The organism is Pseudomonas sp. efr-133-TYG-103a (assembly GCF_030209235.1).
Taxonomy (GTDB): Bacteria; Pseudomonadota; Gammaproteobacteria; order Pseudomonadales; family Pseudomonadaceae; genus Aquipseudomonas.
On record NZ_JARVSK010000011.1, the window covers coordinates 133,711 to 148,587 of the forward strand.

General features: G+C 62.6%; 12 protein-coding genes. 8 read left to right on the forward strand and 4 right to left on the reverse strand.

The genetic code is table 11. The features are described from left to right. Window positions 1-16: 16 nt before the first annotated feature. Window positions 17-1,210 (reverse strand): UDP-galactopyranose mutase, encoded by a 1,194-nt coding sequence (glf, locus tag QRN36_RS09285; RefSeq protein WP_285423792.1) that lies wholly within the window; start codon window positions 1,208-1,210, stop codon window positions 17-19. Then, window positions 1,198-2,367 (reverse strand): glycosyltransferase family 1 protein, encoded by a 1,170-nt coding sequence (locus QRN36_RS09290; protein ID WP_285423793.1) that lies wholly within the window; start codon window positions 2,365-2,367, stop codon window positions 1,198-1,200. The genes glf and QRN36_RS09290 overlap by 13 nt, the downstream gene beginning before the upstream one ends. 318 nt (window positions 2,368-2,685) lie before the next feature. Between QRN36_RS09290 and galE the strand changes: the two genes are divergently transcribed. The 4 genes from galE (at window position 2,686) to QRN36_RS09310 (ending at window position 7,471) form a co-directional block, all read left to right on the forward strand. Next, a complete protein-coding gene (gene galE, locus QRN36_RS09295; protein WP_285424069.1) occupies window positions 2,686-3,801 on the forward strand; it encodes a UDP-glucose 4-epimerase GalE in 1,116 nt (371 codons plus the stop codon). Between the two features lie 110 nt (window positions 3,802-3,911). Beyond that, entirely contained in the window at window positions 3,912-4,157 is a 246-nt protein-coding gene (locus QRN36_RS09300; RefSeq protein WP_285423794.1) for a hypothetical protein, read from the forward strand. A 74-nt stretch (window positions 4,158-4,231) separates the two neighbouring features. After that, a complete protein-coding gene (locus QRN36_RS09305) occupies window positions 4,232-4,834 on the forward strand; it encodes a Yip1 family protein (RefSeq protein WP_285423795.1) in 603 nt (200 codons plus the stop codon). 162 nt (window positions 4,835-4,996) lie between these two features. Next, window positions 4,997-7,471 (forward strand): PAS domain-containing protein, encoded by a 2,475-nt coding sequence (locus tag QRN36_RS09310; RefSeq protein WP_285423796.1) that lies wholly within the window; start codon window positions 4,997-4,999, stop codon window positions 7,469-7,471. A 51-nt stretch (window positions 7,472-7,522) separates the two neighbouring features. Here QRN36_RS09310 and QRN36_RS09315 read toward each other — a convergent pair whose 3' ends face one another. Beyond that, entirely contained in the window at window positions 7,523-8,191 is a 669-nt protein-coding gene (locus tag QRN36_RS09315) for a hypothetical protein (protein ID WP_285423797.1), read from the reverse strand. A gap of 256 nt (window positions 8,192-8,447) precedes the next feature. Here QRN36_RS09315 and QRN36_RS09320 point away from each other — a divergent pair, with 256 nt between their 5' ends. Genes QRN36_RS09320 through QRN36_RS09335 form a run of 4 tightly spaced genes read left to right on the forward strand, consistent with a single transcriptional unit; the run spans window position 8,448 to window position 13,540 of the window. Next, on the forward strand, window positions 8,448-9,467 hold the full coding sequence (locus QRN36_RS09320) for an iron ABC transporter permease (protein WP_285423799.1): 1,020 nt from the start codon (window positions 8,448-8,450) through the stop codon (window positions 9,465-9,467). Continuing rightward, window positions 9,464-10,228: an ABC transporter ATP-binding protein gene (locus QRN36_RS09325; protein ID WP_285423801.1), complete on the forward strand. Its 765-nt coding sequence runs from the start codon at window positions 9,464-9,466 to the stop codon at window positions 10,226-10,228. The genes QRN36_RS09320 and QRN36_RS09325 overlap by 4 nt, the downstream gene beginning before the upstream one ends. A gap of 10 nt (window positions 10,229-10,238) precedes the next feature. Continuing rightward, window positions 10,239-12,350, forward strand: a complete 2,112-nt coding sequence (locus QRN36_RS09330) for a TonB-dependent siderophore receptor (RefSeq protein WP_285423802.1) — start codon at window positions 10,239-10,241, stop codon at window positions 12,348-12,350. Continuing rightward, on the forward strand, window positions 12,350-13,540 hold the full coding sequence (locus QRN36_RS09335) for an ABC transporter substrate-binding protein (RefSeq protein WP_285423803.1): 1,191 nt from the start codon (window positions 12,350-12,352) through the stop codon (window positions 13,538-13,540). Before QRN36_RS09330 ends, QRN36_RS09335 begins: the two co-directional genes overlap by 1 nt. On the opposite strand, the gene QRN36_RS09340 is transcribed toward QRN36_RS09335, so the two are convergent. Beyond that, window positions 13,492-14,877 (reverse strand): MFS transporter, encoded by a 1,386-nt coding sequence (locus QRN36_RS09340; protein WP_285423805.1) that lies wholly within the window; start codon window positions 14,875-14,877, stop codon window positions 13,492-13,494. The two genes, QRN36_RS09335 and QRN36_RS09340, sit on opposite strands and share 49 nt — an antisense overlap.

Genomic DNA, 14,877 nt, shown 5'->3' on the forward strand with positions numbered 1-14,877 from the left:
CGGGCACCTGCAGCGATCATTGGATTTCCAGCTCGCCCGCGGGCGCACTGCTGGAATGTTCTCGTTCGATCCGCTGATAAAGCGCGAGCGCCTGCCCTACCACCTGATCCATGTTGTAGTACTTGTAAGTGCCGAGCCGGCCGAGAAATGTCACGCCCGGCGTATTGTCAGCCAGTGTGCTGTAGCGCTTGTACAGTTCGGCGTTTTCCAGGCGCGGGATCGGGTAATACGGCTCGCCCTCGGCGCAGGGAAACTCATAGCTGATGCTGGTGCGCGCATGCACCTGCCCGGTGAGGTGTTTGTATTCGGTAATCCGCGTGTACGGCACAGCCGGATCGGGGAAATTGACCACTGCCACGGCCTGCAAGCGATCTTGCGCCAGTGTCTCGTGCTGAAAACGCAGCGAGCGATAGGGCAATTTGCCAAAGCAGAAATCGAAAAACTCATCGATCGGACCGCAGTAAATCAACTGCTTGAACTGCACGCGGTCACGGACTGCCCTGAAGTCGGTGCCCAGCAGCAGATCGATCCGCGGATGATCGAGAATCCGTTCGAACATGCGCGTGTAGCCATGCAGCGGCATCATCTGGAAGGTGTCGGTGAAGTAGCGATCGTCCTCATTGGTGCGGGTGGGAATGCGCGAAGTGACCGACTTGTCCAGCTCGGAAGGGTCCAGCCCCCACTGCTTGCGGGTGTAACCGCGAAAGAACTTCTCGTACAACTCGCGCCCGACCTGGTTGATCACGACGTCTTCGGACGTGTGGATATCGGCCACCGGCTCGGCCCGTGCGGCCAGAAACGCCTGCGCCTGGTCTTCCTCCATGTCCAGTCCGAACAGGGTGTTGAGCGTGGTCAGGTTGATCGGGATCGGCACCAGATGCTCGTCCACACGGGCCAGCACGCGGTGCGAATAGTCTCGCCACTGGGTGAAGCGTGACAGGTAATCGACGATGCGTTGAGCGTTGGTATGGAAGATGTGCGGGCCGTAGCGATGGATCATCACTCCGGCTTCATCGACACAGTCGTAGGCGTTGCCTGCGATGTGCGGACGACGGTCGACCACCAGAACGCTCTGCCCCAGCCCCGCGGCCAGGCGCTCGGCAATCACGCTGCCGGCAAAGCCCGCCCCGACGATCAGATAGTCGTAGGGCTGCCCGTTGTTCAGATGCGACGGGCCATGAATGGCGTGTTCCACGGTTACCTGAGGCATTCGATCTGCTCCTTCATGGCGACACAGGTGGTTTCCCACGACATGCCTTCGAGCACCTGATCGATGCGTTGCAGGAAGCCGTCCTCGGTTTTTGCCTCAAGCGCGGCCTCGACCGCTGCGATGAAGGCCTCGGCCGACGCGGCGATGGTGACGACGCCCGAATCGCCGTAACCGCGGATCACGTCACGTACCGGTGTAGACACCACAGGGCATCCGCCGGCCAGGTATTCGGGCGTTTTGGTGGGGCTGATGAAGCGGGTCGACTCGTTGATCGCAAAGGGCATCAGGGCAACGTCCCAGCCCGCCAGGTAGTCGGGCAATTGTGGGTAGCCTTTGGGGCCCAGGTAATGAATGTTCGGTCGGCGTGGCAGCGACGCGGGGTCGATCTTCACCACCGGGCCGATCAGAATCAGCTGCCAGTCAGGCCGCCGGGCCGCCAACTCGTCCACCAGTGCAATGTCGAAGCGCTCGTCGATGACTCCGAAAAACCCCAGCCTGGGGTGTGCGATGCCGGCTTGGTCGGCGGGCTCGGGCAACGTCTGGCGCGCCGCCGCGAAGTGCGCGATATCAACGCTGCTGGGCAATGAATGGGCGTTGCGGTGTTGTCTGGATTTGGCTTCCCACAGGCTGTACCCGCCGGTAAACACCACATTGGCGCGGGACATGAGCCTTTGCTCTTTTTCCAGCAGGTCCGGTGGCGCGCCCTTGAAGGCAGACAGTTCGTCCATGCAGTCGAAGATCGTGACCTTGGCGTGCAGGTGGTCGGTGAACGTCAGGCTCATCGGCGTCAGGTACCAGAGCAGCAACTCGGCTGCCGCGTGCCCGGCCAGATAATCATCGAGCAGTTGACGCTGCGCGGCGGCGACCTGCGACTGACTCAAACCCCACGGCAGGTGCGGCACCAGCAGGGTGATGCCGGCGGCGGGCGTCGCCACTTCAAGTGTGCATGCTGCGCCCTCGGCGAACAGCGGCTCCTCGAAAAACAGCACGTCGTAGTCTTTCGCCAGATGCGTCATGACATGTTGCGGGCGCTGATAGACAAAGCCCCAACGCAAGTGCGACAGGCACAACAGGGTCGGTTTTGCGCAGGCAGCGATCGCCGGTTCGGAGTCGACGTGAACGGGAGAAAGATGGAACGGCCGGGCTTCAAGATTCATATCGAATTCCTTTTTGGGAGCGGAATCGAGTCTGAAGCCCTGTGTCCGGCTTCGACGGCACTCGTGTACTGACAGTGCCGTCGCGTGATCTTGCATCACAGGGTGCCACTTCACTGTATGTGATGCCCAAGCGATCCCCGCCGTTCAGTCTGTCTGGCGATAAACCCGATGAACCGCACACCGGCGAGCATCTGGCTTGAACTACTGGGCAACTCTGTCTCCCTAACCGTTACGCGTCAATGTCGCCGCAGGGTGTCAGACGATCAAGCAGTCCGGCAGCCCGCAGTCGCCGAGCCAACAGGTAAACGGAGACGCATGATGATCTTGATAACCGGCGGCATGGGTTACATCGGTACGCATCTGGTGCTGGAACTGATGGAGGACGGCGAAGACGTCGTCATTCTCGACAACCTCTGCAACAGCTCCCGAACGACGCTGGACAACATCACCCGGATCACCGGCCGACGTCCCGCGTTCATCGAGGGCGATGTCAGGGACCGGCAAACCCTCGATGAACTGTTCGAACGCTACCCCGTCGATGCCGTGATTCACTGCGCGGGATTGAAGGCCGTTGGCGAGAGCGTGCGCGAGCCGCTGCGGTATTACGACAACAATGTCGGCGGCAGCGTGATCCTCTGCCAGGCGATGGCCGATGCACTGATTTTCACCCTGGTGTTCAGCTCCTCAGCCACGGTCTACGACGACTGCGCGGTGATGCCGATCAACGAACGTTGCGCGACTGGCCACCCCTCCAATCCCTACGGGCAATCGAAACTCATGGCGGAAAACGTCATGAAAAGCATGGTCGATGCCGAGCCGCGCTGGTCGGTCGGCTTGCTGCGCTACTTCAACCCGATTGGCGCTCACGAGTCAGGCAATGTAGGAGAAACCTGCTCGCTGACGCCGAACAATCTGCTGCCCTACTTGCTCCAGGTGGCAAGCGGGCAGCGCCCGGCGCTGTCGGTTTTCGGCACCGATTACCTGACGCCCGACGGCACCGGCATTCGCGACTACGTGCATGTGATGGATCTCGCTGAAGGGCATCTGAAGGCGTTGCATGCGCTGCGCCTGACCCACGGTGTTCATGTCTGGAACCTGGGCACCGGCCTTGGGCATTCGGTGCTTGAGGTGGTCAAGGCCTTCGAGCGAGTCAGTGGCGTTGCCGTACCGCTGACCTACGAGCCACGCCGCGCCGGCGACATCGCGCAATGCTGGGCGGACCCGGCCAAGGCCTTGCGTGAACTGGGCTGGTCGGCCCATCGCTCGCTCGACTGCATGCTTGCTGATGCGTGGCGCTGGCAACTCAGCAGCCAGAGCGCTGACGGCGCACGGTTGATCGGCGCGGTCGCCCTGCCTGGCATCGGCCTCGTCGCGGCGCAACCCCTCAGCGCGCAGCCACTCAGCACACATCCGAGCGGCGCGCCGCTGGCCTGACTCGACCCGCGCAGGTTTGCCGCAATACCGCCAGTCAGCTGAGTCGAACCACCTCGCAACCGCCCATTCCAAAGCGTATGCACAGCAAAACGCTGCGCCAGGAGGTTGTCATGAACAACGTAGAAACCACGCTTCAGGGCGGCATGGGCGGTGACGATCCGCTTCCCGTGTCGCCTGATCCGCTGTCACCCCGTCGCACCGATCTGAATCCCAGCGACAGGCCTGATGCCGACCAGTTGCCCGATAACGACGGCGAAACGCCGGTCGACACCGACGAGCAAGCGCAACGCCAACAAGAGATGCCGGATGTCGATGTCGACAGCGCCGAGATGGACGACCAGCCCAACCCGCGTTAGCAGTGCCGGGTGCGCCGCTGCGTTGCGCCACCGGTGAGAACGCAGCAGCAACATATTTTGCGGAGGATATTTCAATGTCTGCGCATTTCATTGACCTGTTCACTCACCCCGGCCACGCCTGGCGGGACATTCGCGACGAGGAAGCCCGGCACCCGCGGCATTACATGGCGCATCTGGTGCTGCTCGCCCTGATTCCCGTGGTTGCGCTGTTTGTGGGCACGACTCAAGTGGGTTGGAGCCTGGTGGGCGACGAGATTGTCAAACTGGCGCCCTCGAGCGCATTGCAGCTGTGCATCTTGTTTTACTGCAGCATCCTCATCGGCGCCGTGATAATGGGCGGGTTCATCCGCTGGATGTCCCGCTCGTTCGATGCGCGTCCAAGCCTGCATCAGTGCATCGGTTTTGCGGGGTATACCGCCACGCCGTTCTTCATTGCCGGGCTGGGTGCGCTTTACCCCAGCAGATGGCTGGCACTGGCGGTCCTGTTGCTGGCGTCGGCCTATTCGACCTTCCTGTTGTTCATCGGCATCCCGACCTTCATGCGTCTCAAAGACGAGCAGCAAGGCTATCTGTATGCCGCCTGCGTGTGGGGTGTGGGCTTGTTGCTGCTGGTCACCACCCTAGTGAGCATGATCCTGTTCTGGTTCAACGATTTGATGCCGGGGTACTTGCGCTGAAGGCGTTGCCCAGTGATGCGCAGGCTGCGCTGTGCAGGTTGCGCAACACGGCCGTTTTTTCGCCTGAGCGACCGTCAGGCACTCGACACCCGTGGTTCAGGCCTTTAGCCTGCCTGCTCATCAGATGCCCTGAGACACTCTTCATGCAGGACTCGATTCCCCGTGTTTGACGAATTTGGCGCAAAGCCCTCCATCGACCTCAGCTTGCTGGGCGGCAGTTATTCGCCTGTTGCGCTGATCGAGCGCGAACGGCGCGTGCTGGGCCAGATCGCCGCGGGCATGCCGCTGGCCGAAGTGCTCAACGACCTGTTGCTGGCCGTCGAAGCGCAAAGCCAGGACATGATGGCGTCGGTGCTGTTCCTCAGCGAAGACGGCCAGTACATGTTGCACGGCGCCGCGCCCAGCCTGCCGGCGGCGTATAACGAAGCGATCCATGGCATTGCCATCGGCGAAGGCATTGGCTCGTGCGGTACGGCGGCGGCGCGTGGAACGCCGGTGTACGTGCAGGACATTGCCGCCAGCCCGTTGTGGGATGGCTTCGCCGATCTGGCGGTGTCCCACGGGTTGCGTGCGTGCTGGTCAATGCCGATCAAGGCCGCAGACGGAAAGATTCTCGGCACCTTCGCGGTGTATTACGGCGAGCCTCGCACGCCGATGCCCAGTGACATCGAAGCCATCGCGCTGATTGCCCAGACGGCCGCGCTGGCCATCGAACGGCACCGGTCCGATCAACGCCTGCGCCGCAGTCAGGACGCCCTGCGCGACCTCAATTCGGAGCTTGAGCGCAAGGTCAACGAGCGTGCCACTGAACGCAGCCGCACCTGGCTGTTGAGCAATGACTTGCTCTCGGTGATCAATGATCAGGGCGTCATCGAGGCGTCCAATCCAGCCTGGACCATCACCCTGGGCTGGTCGCCAGAAGAACTACTGACCACCTTCATGTCCTTCGTCCACCCAGACGATGTGCGCGCCAGCGAGGCGGTATTCACACAGGCGGCCAACGGTCGGCCGGTTTCCCGCTTTCAGAATCGCTTCCGCCATCGCAACGGTCAGTATCGCTGGCTGGCCTGGGTGGCCGTGCTGGAGGACGGCAAGGTTTACTGCAGCGGCCGCGACATCACCCTGGAAAAGGAACAGGCCAACAGCCTGGCGATCCGCACCCGCGAGCGCGACCGTGCGTGGGGCCTTTCCCAGGAGCTGCTGGTGATCGCTTCGCCTAACGGCACGCTGGATGAAGTCAACGCACGCTGGACCGAACAATTGGGCTGGACCGAGCGCGAACTGGTCGGCACAACGTTCAGCGACTACACCCATCCCGACGATCTGATGCCGGCACTGGCCGCGTTTTCCGGCATTTTCGAGGCGCCATTGATCGTGCCGTACGAGTACCGTCTGCGGCACAAGGACGGCTCCTACAAGTGGTTCAGCTGGACCGGCACCTTCGAAGATGGCCGCGTGTACGCAGCAGGCCGGCACGTCACCATCGAGCGCGAGCAGGCCGAGGCGTTACGCCAGTCGCAGAAAATGGAAGCCGTGGGTCAGTTGACCGGCGGCGTGGCGCACGACTTCAATAATCTGATGACGGTGATCCGCTCCTCCACTGACCTGCTGCTGCGGCCAGGCCTTGATGAAGCGCGCAGGGTCCGCTATGTGACGGCGATTTCCGAGACCGTCGACCGTGCCGCCAAACTGACCGGGCAGTTGCTCGCATTCGCCCGCAGGCAGACGCTCAAGCCTGAAGTGTTCAGCGTCTGCAACAACGTCAGGGCCATCAGCGGGATGATGGGCACGTTGACCGGCTCGCGGATCGAGTTGATCAGCGAGCTGGCCGACGCGCCCTGCCTGGTCAACGCCGACCCGAGCCAGTTCGACACGGCGTTGGTCAACATGGTCGCCAACGCCCGAGACGCGATGCGCGGCGAAGGCAGGCTTACCCTGGCGGTGCGTCCGGTTGAATCGATGCCCTCGGTGCGCCTGCATCCCGCGCTGGACGGCCCTTTCGTTGCCATTTCCATCACCGATACAGGCACCGGCATTCCGGCTACGCAGCTGGAGAAAATCTTCGAGCCGTTCTACACCACCAAGAATGTCGGTGAAGGCACGGGGCTGGGGTTGAGCCAGGTGTTCGGTTTCGCCAAACAGTCCGGCGGCGAGATTTCAGTGGCCAGTGAGCTCGGCAGAGGCACGACGTTCACGCTGTATCTTCCGCGGGTAACGGGCAGCGTGGAAAAGCTGGAGACCGATGCGACGCCGCTGCCCCTTGAAGATGGGCACGGCACGTGCGTGCTGGTGGTGGAGGACAATGGCGATGTCGGCACCTTCGCCGTGCAGGCATTGGCCGAACTGGGTTACACGACGGTGCTGGCGGCGAATGCTCAGGAGGCGTTGAGCGAACTGGGCAAGGATGCCAGCCGGTTCGATGTGGTGTTCTCTGACGTGGTCATGCCCGGCATGAGCGGTATCGAACTCGGCCACGCGATCCGCGCGATGTTTCCCGCGCTGCCGGTGGTGCTCACATCGGGATTCAGTCACGTCCTCGCCCAGACCGGCACCGATGGCTTCGAGCTGTTGCACAAGCCGTATTCCATCGATCAGCTGTCGCGCATGTTGCTCAAGGTGTCGGCGCGCACTCAGTAAAGCCGCGGCCTCTTCAACGAGGCAGCGGCTTGCGTGCCGTGGCCAGCCGAATCAGCGGCGGGCCAGCGCGGCGCGTTCCAGAGCAACGTGCTCCACCGACGACGCCCGAGCGACGGACGCACGCTGGCGCACGAAGTATTCGACGGCAGCCGCCAGCCACATCGAGTAAGTCACCAGCTCAACGCCCTCCTCGACTGCCGTCTTGGCCAGCCGCGCATAGCCGTCGCTCAGAATCAGATGCCACAACGCGCCCATGCCGAACAGGCGCGAAAACACCAGCACCCCCAGACCTGTGGAGATCGTGCCGAAGGTTGGCGTGCGGGCGAACGCCGCGAGGGCGTCGAACGTATCGCCGCGATTGGCCGGCTTGAAAGCGGTGACGATACAGGCGAGCGCAATCACGCTGAAGGGCCAGCACCATGCACTGTGGCTGATGGGGTCAAACAGGCCGTCGAGTTCACGCATCAGCAGACAGGCAAAGAAGCCCCCGGCCAGCACTCGAAAACCGCGTTGCTGTGGCGCGCCCGGCGCAACCCAGAACAGCAAGGCGCTGGCGAACAGCATGATTTCCTGAGTGACCTCAGTAAACGAAATTTCCAGAATGTCGGTATGGAATACGGCGATGTCGAGCCAGATCATGGCAAATGCGATCCCGGTCAGCGCCAGCTTGAGCAGTACTGTGATCGAGGCGTTTTTCAGGTCGTCTTGTGTGCTTTGCAATGTGTTTCCCCTGTCCTTCCCTCAAATGAGGGTAAATGGTCGAGGGGATATAACGATATTTTCACAAAACAATCACATTTCTTTTACAGATTGTTTCTATCGAGCAGATTGATAGAAGCTTTGCGGAGTTTACAGGTCGTTGGCGGTGGCTGTCTTCAACGCACGGCTGCGCCCGGTGGGACTGCGACAACCCGCCGTCTAGAGCGGCTCTCGATATCGCTGTATAGTTTTATGTATATCGACTGTCGAGTGCCTGATGCCTTCCCTGACCCCGCGTTGTATTGCGCCGCTGAGTATTTTGTTACTAATGTTTGCGATGCTGGCAGCGCTGCTGCTCGGTCGCTTCGCTATCCCGATCTCGGAGCTGTTCAGATTTCTTGCCGCGGCGTGCGGCTTCGGGCAGATGCCTGTTGGCCGCTATCAGCTGTTGCACAGCCTCATCTTCGAGGCGCGCCTGCCGCGCGTTATCGCTGCCGTGCTGGTCGGGGCCGGACTGTCGGTATCGGGCGCCGCTTACCAGGCAGTGTTCCGAAACCCTCTGGTTTCACCCGGCCTGCTGGGCGTGCTCAGCGGCTGTGCGTTCGGGGCTGCCCTCGGCATCATCTGGCAGCTGTCGCCACTGGCAGTTGCGCTGTTGTCCTGCGTGACCGGACTGATCGCCGTGGCGACCGGCGTCGGCATTGCCCACCTGTTTCAAACCTCCTCCATTCTCCTGTTGGTACTCGGCGGTATCGTCGCCAACGCGCTGTTCACCTCGCTGTTGTCGATCACTCAATACCTCGCCGATCCGGTGGATCAGTTGCCGTCGATCGTCTATTGGCTGTTGGGCAGTCTCAGCGCCGTTGATCGTCACACGTTGACGCTGGTTGCGCCGTGGCTGGCGTTTGCCATCGTGCTCATGTGCCTGGCCGGGCGTGCGATCGATGCACTGTCCCTCAGTGACGACGAGGCGCACAGCCTCGGCGTGCCGGTTCAGCGCATCCGCTACGGCGTGATCGTGCTGGCCACCTTGATTTGCGCCCTGACCGTCAGTCTGGCGGGCATGGTCGGCTGGATCGGGCTGCTGGTCCCGCATCTGGCGCGGCTGCTGGTCGGCCCTGGCAACGGCCGACTGCTGCCCGTCAGTGCCTGTCTGGGCGGCGTGTTTCTGCTGGCGGCCGATGGGGTGGCGCGAAGCGTGAGCACCGGCGAGATTCCGCTGGGGATCATCACTGAATTCTTCGGCGCCATCGCCTTCGTGCTGGTGCTGCATCGCGTGCGCAGAGGCTGGTTATGACAGTGCTCGCGGCTGAGCGCCTGCGCTATCGGCTGGGCGAACGCCTGATCCTCGACGATGTGTCGTTCAGCGTGCGCCCCGGCGACAACATCGCCCTGCTGGGCGCCAATGGCGCCGGCAAAAGCACGTTGCTGCGCATCCTCCTCGGCTTGCTCAGACCGGCGGCGGGTCAAGTGACCCTCGCCGGGCAGCCGTTGCAGCAGCTATCCCGCCGCGACATCGCCCGACAGCTGGCCTATGTGCCGCAAAGCCACGTGCCGAGTTTCCCGTTCAGCGTGACGCACATTGTCGCCCAGGGCCGGCTGCCCACCACTGGGCTGGGCCATGTAGCCGACGGCGCCGATGCCGAAAGCGTCGAGCGCGCGCTGGTCGAGCTCGGCATCGGGCACCTGCGTCATCGGCCCTACACCGAGCTGTCCGGTGGCGAGCGACAGCGGGTGCTGATTGCCCGGGCCATGGTGCAGCGCGCTCGCCTGATCATTCTCGACGAGCCAGTGACCGGGCTCGATTACGGCCATCAGCTGCGCCTGCTTGCGCTGCTCGAACGCCTCGCCGCCCAGGGCCTGAGCATCGTGTCGAGCACCCACCGGCCCGAGCACGCACTGGCCTGCGCCAACCGCGTGCTGGTGCTCCATGAAGGTCGATTGCTCGCCGATGGTCCGCCGCACGCAGTGATCACCTGCGATTTGCTGCTGCGCCTGTATGACGTACACGTCAGGCAGGTCGAGGCCGACGGTCACTGTTTTTTTGTTCCTTGCTGAGTCCTTGTCGATGAAACGCAGTCTGTCGTCACACCTTGCCTTTGCGCCGCTGTTGTTTGGCAGCGCCGTTCCTCTGGCCCATGCGCAGGCGCTGGATCTCGCACCTGTGGAGGTCAACGCCGACGATGCGCTCGCCCGACAGGCGCGAGACAAATCCGCGACGCTGGGGCCGATGGGCCAGCGCCGTCTGCAGGACACGCCCTACTCCATCAGCGTCATGTCGCAGGATCTGATCGACAGCCAGCAGCTGAAAAGCTTCAAGGACATCATCCGCTATTTGCCTTCGGTTCAGGCCGATGGCGCACGGCCGCAGACCCGTGGTCTGCAGGGCAGCGTCGTGCAGAACAGCCGGCTTGACGGGCTCAATGTGGTCTCGACCACCGATTATCCCGCCGAGCAACTGGGCGGCGTCGAGGTGCTCAGCGGTCTGTCGGGCTCGCTGTATGGCCCGGCCAATCCGGCAGGCACCTTCAACCTGCTGTCGAAACGACCGACCGACTTTACCCGCAATCGCGTCACTTTTGGCGTCGGCAGCGGCTTGAGCTGGCTGAAAGCCGCCGATCTGAGCGGGCCATTCGATCCGCAAGGCCACGTCAAATACCGCCTCAATGTCGCGGACGAGCAAGGCCACAGCTATGCGCCGGGCAGCACGTTACGCCGGCAGTTGGTGAGCCTGGCGACGGATGTGCAGATCGACGACGACAGTGTCATCGAGACCAACTTCAGCCACTACAACTACCTGTCCAAGGGCCTGCCGGGCAAGTTCGCGGTGGCGTCAGGCGTTGCGCTGCCCCATGCACCGGATCCTTCGCGCAATCATCTGGGCCAGAACTACGCAGGCGACGACAACACCACCGACACTGCCAGCGCACACTTCAAGCATGACCTGGACGGCAACTGGAAACTCGACATCGGCGCGCTGCGCCAGATTGCCGATCGTGAGTCCACGGCAGTGACCAACACACTGAATAACGACCGCGGCGACTATCGCACGTCGGTCTCCAGCGCGACGGCCAGTCGGTTCACCATCAACAGTTACCTGGCGAACCTTAATGGCAGCGTCTACACCGGCCCGGTCCGCCATGAGCTGACGTTCGGCCTGAGCGGTTTCGACTGGGATAACTACAACCCGGTGGCAGGCAGCACGCAGACCCTGGGCAACGCTTCGCTGAATGACCCGAGCCAGTTTCCGGAGCCTGATTATCCGGACTTCACCCACCGCTACCACTCGGCCAATGCCCGGCAACGCTCCTTCATCGTCGGCGACACGCTGAGCTTCACGCCGCAGTGGAGCCTGATGCTCAGCGGCAGCCAGAGCCGCTTGACGGCCGACAACTACGCGCTCACCGGCGCGCACACGTCGTCGCAGGATTCCGGCATCAGCACCGCCAGCAGCCTGATCTACAAACCCGTCGACGACCTGACGGTTTACCTGACCTATGCCGACAGCCTGCAACAGGGCGACAGTGCCGCCGCAGGCAGCAGCAACGCTGGCAGCATTCTCTCGCCCTATCGCAGCCGCATGTGGGAGCTGGGCAGCAAGTGGGTGGTCAGTGGCGTGAACCTTTCCCTGGCAGCGTTCCAGATCAAACGCCCTTTTGCCTACACCCAGGCCGACAAGGTCTACGCCGTCGCCGGCGAGCAGCGCAACCGGGGCCTCGAGTTTCTCGCCGATGGCAACCTGACGCAGAACCTCAAGATGTACGGCGGCATCACCTGGCTCGATCCCAAACTGCTGTCCACCGCAGATCCCGACACGCAGGACACGCGCATCGTCGGCCTGTCGCGCACGACCGCCAGCCTGCTGACTGAGTACCGCATCGACCAGGTACCGGGACTGGCGGTCAACCTCAACGCCCGTTATGCCAGCGCTCGCCCGGTCGATGACCGCAACGATCACTGGGTCGGCAGCTACGAAACCTTCGACGTCGGCGCCAGCTACAGCACGCGATGGCTCGAGCGCGACACGACCTGTCGACTGGAAGTCACCAACGTCGGCAACGCGCATTACTGGACCAATATCGTGCCCGGTGGACTGAACGGCTACACCGGTGCCGGACAGGCCAGCGCCACGCCCGCCGCGCCGCGCATGTTGCAGGCGTCGATTCAGGTGGACCTGTGATGCGCCGGGCGAAGCCAGGCCGCCGTTGGGTCGCCTTCGTGCTCGGCCTGTTGAGCGCCGGGGTGACGGTCTGTGCAGTCGCCGACGCCAGCGCGCCCGGCGCTGCGCGACGGGTCGTCGACGACAGCGCAAACACGGTGATTGTCCCCGCGCAGCCGACCCGCATCGCCGATGCCTGGTACGCACATCACGTGCTGCTCATGACCCTGGGCGCAGGTTCGCGCATCGTTGCGACGGTCAACCACCCCCACAGTCAGCCGTGGATGTTCAAAGTCCTGCCGACACTGAACGACGCCCTCGGCGTCCCGGGCACCGCGTTCAACGTGGAAAGCCTGCTGGCTGCGCAGGCGGATCTGGTGTTCACCTCGCTCGGCGATCGTCAGGCGCTGGCCTACGAACAGGTCGGCCTGCCGGTGATGCGCATGGGTTACACCGACCTGCCAGGGCTTGAGCGTTCGCTGATTGCCACGGCGCAGGCGCTGGGCGGCGGCGAACCGATGAACCGCGCCCAGGCTTACAACCAGTATCTGGAGCAACAGATCGCGGCGGTCAGGCAAGGCGTAAAAGACGTTCCCGTCGAGCAGCGTCCGCGCGTGCTGCACGTCGCGTCGGTGAACCCGCTGATCGTCGACGGCAGCGACACCCTGATCGATGACTGGATCGCACTGGCCGGCGGACGTAACGCGGCCGTCGGTCTCAAAGGCAACCTGCAGCGGGTTTCCGCCGAGCAACTGCTGGTGTGGCAGCCGGACGTGATCATACTGGCGGCCGGCGCGGGCGATCTGGACAAGGCCGCCCAGCGCCAATTGCTCAGCCAGTTGACGGCCGTCAGGCAAGGACATGTGCTGCGCAATCCCGCGGGTGTTTTTCCGTGGGACCGTTACGGCACGGAAGTCGCGTTGCAAATCGTCTGGGCCGCACAGGCACTGCATCCGTCGCTGTTTGCCGACGTCGACATGGCCCAGCGAACGATGGACTTTTACCGCAGGTTCTTCGATTACCCGCTCAGTCGCGACGAGGCCGACCTGATCCTCCAGGGATTGCCGCCGAAAGGTGAGTCGGCCCGTGATGACCCGAGCCAACTCACCCTGACAGGCAACCCTTGCACGTGCACCCGGCCTGTTTCAGTCGCGATGAAGCGTCAGGCCTGGGGCACTGCGCTGCCCGGTACGGACGACGCTTGCGTGTGACGTTGCAGCATCGTTCTCGGGATCGACAGGATCAGCCCGGCACTGACGAACAGGCAGGCGCCCAGGACGTACGTTCCGTTGTTGATATTGCCCGTCAGGTTCTCGGCAACCGCCGTGATCATCGAACCGGTGAAGCCGGACAGGTTGCCGATGGCATTAATCATGCCGATGCCCGCTGCCGCCGCGACGCCGGACAACACGGTACCAGGCAGCGTCCAGTAGATGGGCATGAGGCTGAGGACGCCCGACGCCGAAACGCTGAGAAAGACAATCGAAAGCACCACGTTGTGGGCGAAGTACGCACTGAGGATCAGCCCGATGCCACCGATGATGGCGGGGATCGCAGCATGCAGCCGACGCTCGCCCGTCCGGTTGGAATGACGCGCGTTGAGGGTCATGGCAATGATGGCGATGCCGTAGGGGATGGCGGTCAGCAGGCCGATGTCCAGCGGGTTGGTGACACCGGCGCTCTTGATGATCGACGGCATCCAGAACGCCAGGCCGTAAAAGCCGGTGTTGAAGGTCAGCAGGATCAGCACCAGCAGCCACACGCGGCCGTTGAAAAAGACCTCGCGAAGATTCGTTGCCTTGCCTTTGCTGTCGGTCTGGAGATTGGCCTTGAGCAGACTTTTTTCTTCAGGCGACAGCCATTTTGCGGCATCAATGTTGTTGGCCATGAACGCCAGCACCACGAACGCCATGATCACCGAGGGAATGCCTTCGATGATCAGCAGCCACTGCCAGCCGGCCATGCCTTGCACCCCCTGCATCTTGGTCATCAGCCAGCCGGAAACCACGCCGCCGAGTGTCAGACTGATCGGCATTGCCATCAGAAAACCGGACATCACGCGACTCTGGCGACGCGTCGGGAACCAGTAATTGAGGTAAAGGATGACGCCTGGGAAGAACCCTGCCTCACAGATGCCGAGCAAGAAGCGCAGCACGTAGAACATGGTTTCCGATTCGATGTGGAAGAACTTCGCCAGCGGCACCGTGAACGCCACCGCCATGGACACGATGGCCCAGCTGAGCATGATCCGGGCAATCCAGAAACGCGCACCGAAGCGGTGTAACAGCAGGTTGCTGGGCACTTCGAAAATGAAATAGCCCCAGAAGAAAATACTCGCACCCAAGGCGTAGACCGTGTTGCTGAACTGCAGGTCATTGAGCATGTCGAGTTTGGCGAAACCGATGTTCACGCGGTCCAGATAAGCCGCCATGTAGCACAGCAGCAGAACGGGAAGAATGCGCAGGATGACTTTGCGGTAAGTACGGTCTTCAAAGCTGGCTTGGCCCATGCCCGAGGGCTCGGGCAGGCGGTCAGATGCGGTTGCCAT

Excerpts from the sequence above, each read along its gene's own strand:
- glf (WP_285423792.1), bottom strand. The coding sequence starts at position 1,210 with ATGCCTCAGGTAACCGTGGAACACGCCATTCATGGCCCGTCGCATCTG.
- QRN36_RS09290 (WP_285423793.1), bottom strand. The coding sequence starts at position 2,367 with ATGAATCTTGAAGCCCGGCCGTTCCATCTTTCTCCCGTTCACGTCGAC.
- galE (WP_285424069.1), top strand. The coding sequence starts at position 2,686 with ATGATCTTGATAACCGGCGGCATGGGTTACATCGGTACGCATCTGGTG.
- QRN36_RS09300 (WP_285423794.1), top strand. The coding sequence starts at position 3,912 with ATGAACAACGTAGAAACCACGCTTCAGGGCGGCATGGGCGGTGACGAT.
- QRN36_RS09305 (WP_285423795.1), top strand. The coding sequence starts at position 4,232 with ATGTCTGCGCATTTCATTGACCTGTTCACTCACCCCGGCCACGCCTGG.
- QRN36_RS09320 (WP_285423799.1), top strand. The coding sequence starts at position 8,448 with ATGCCTTCCCTGACCCCGCGTTGTATTGCGCCGCTGAGTATTTTGTTA.
- QRN36_RS09325 (WP_285423801.1), top strand. The coding sequence starts at position 9,464 with ATGACAGTGCTCGCGGCTGAGCGCCTGCGCTATCGGCTGGGCGAACGC.
- QRN36_RS09330 (WP_285423802.1), top strand. The coding sequence starts at position 10,239 with ATGAAACGCAGTCTGTCGTCACACCTTGCCTTTGCGCCGCTGTTGTTT.
- QRN36_RS09335 (WP_285423803.1), top strand. The coding sequence starts at position 12,350 with ATGCGCCGGGCGAAGCCAGGCCGCCGTTGGGTCGCCTTCGTGCTCGGC.
- QRN36_RS09340 (WP_285423805.1), bottom strand. The coding sequence starts at position 14,877 with ATGGCAACCGCATCTGACCGCCTGCCCGAGCCCTCGGGCATGGGCCAA.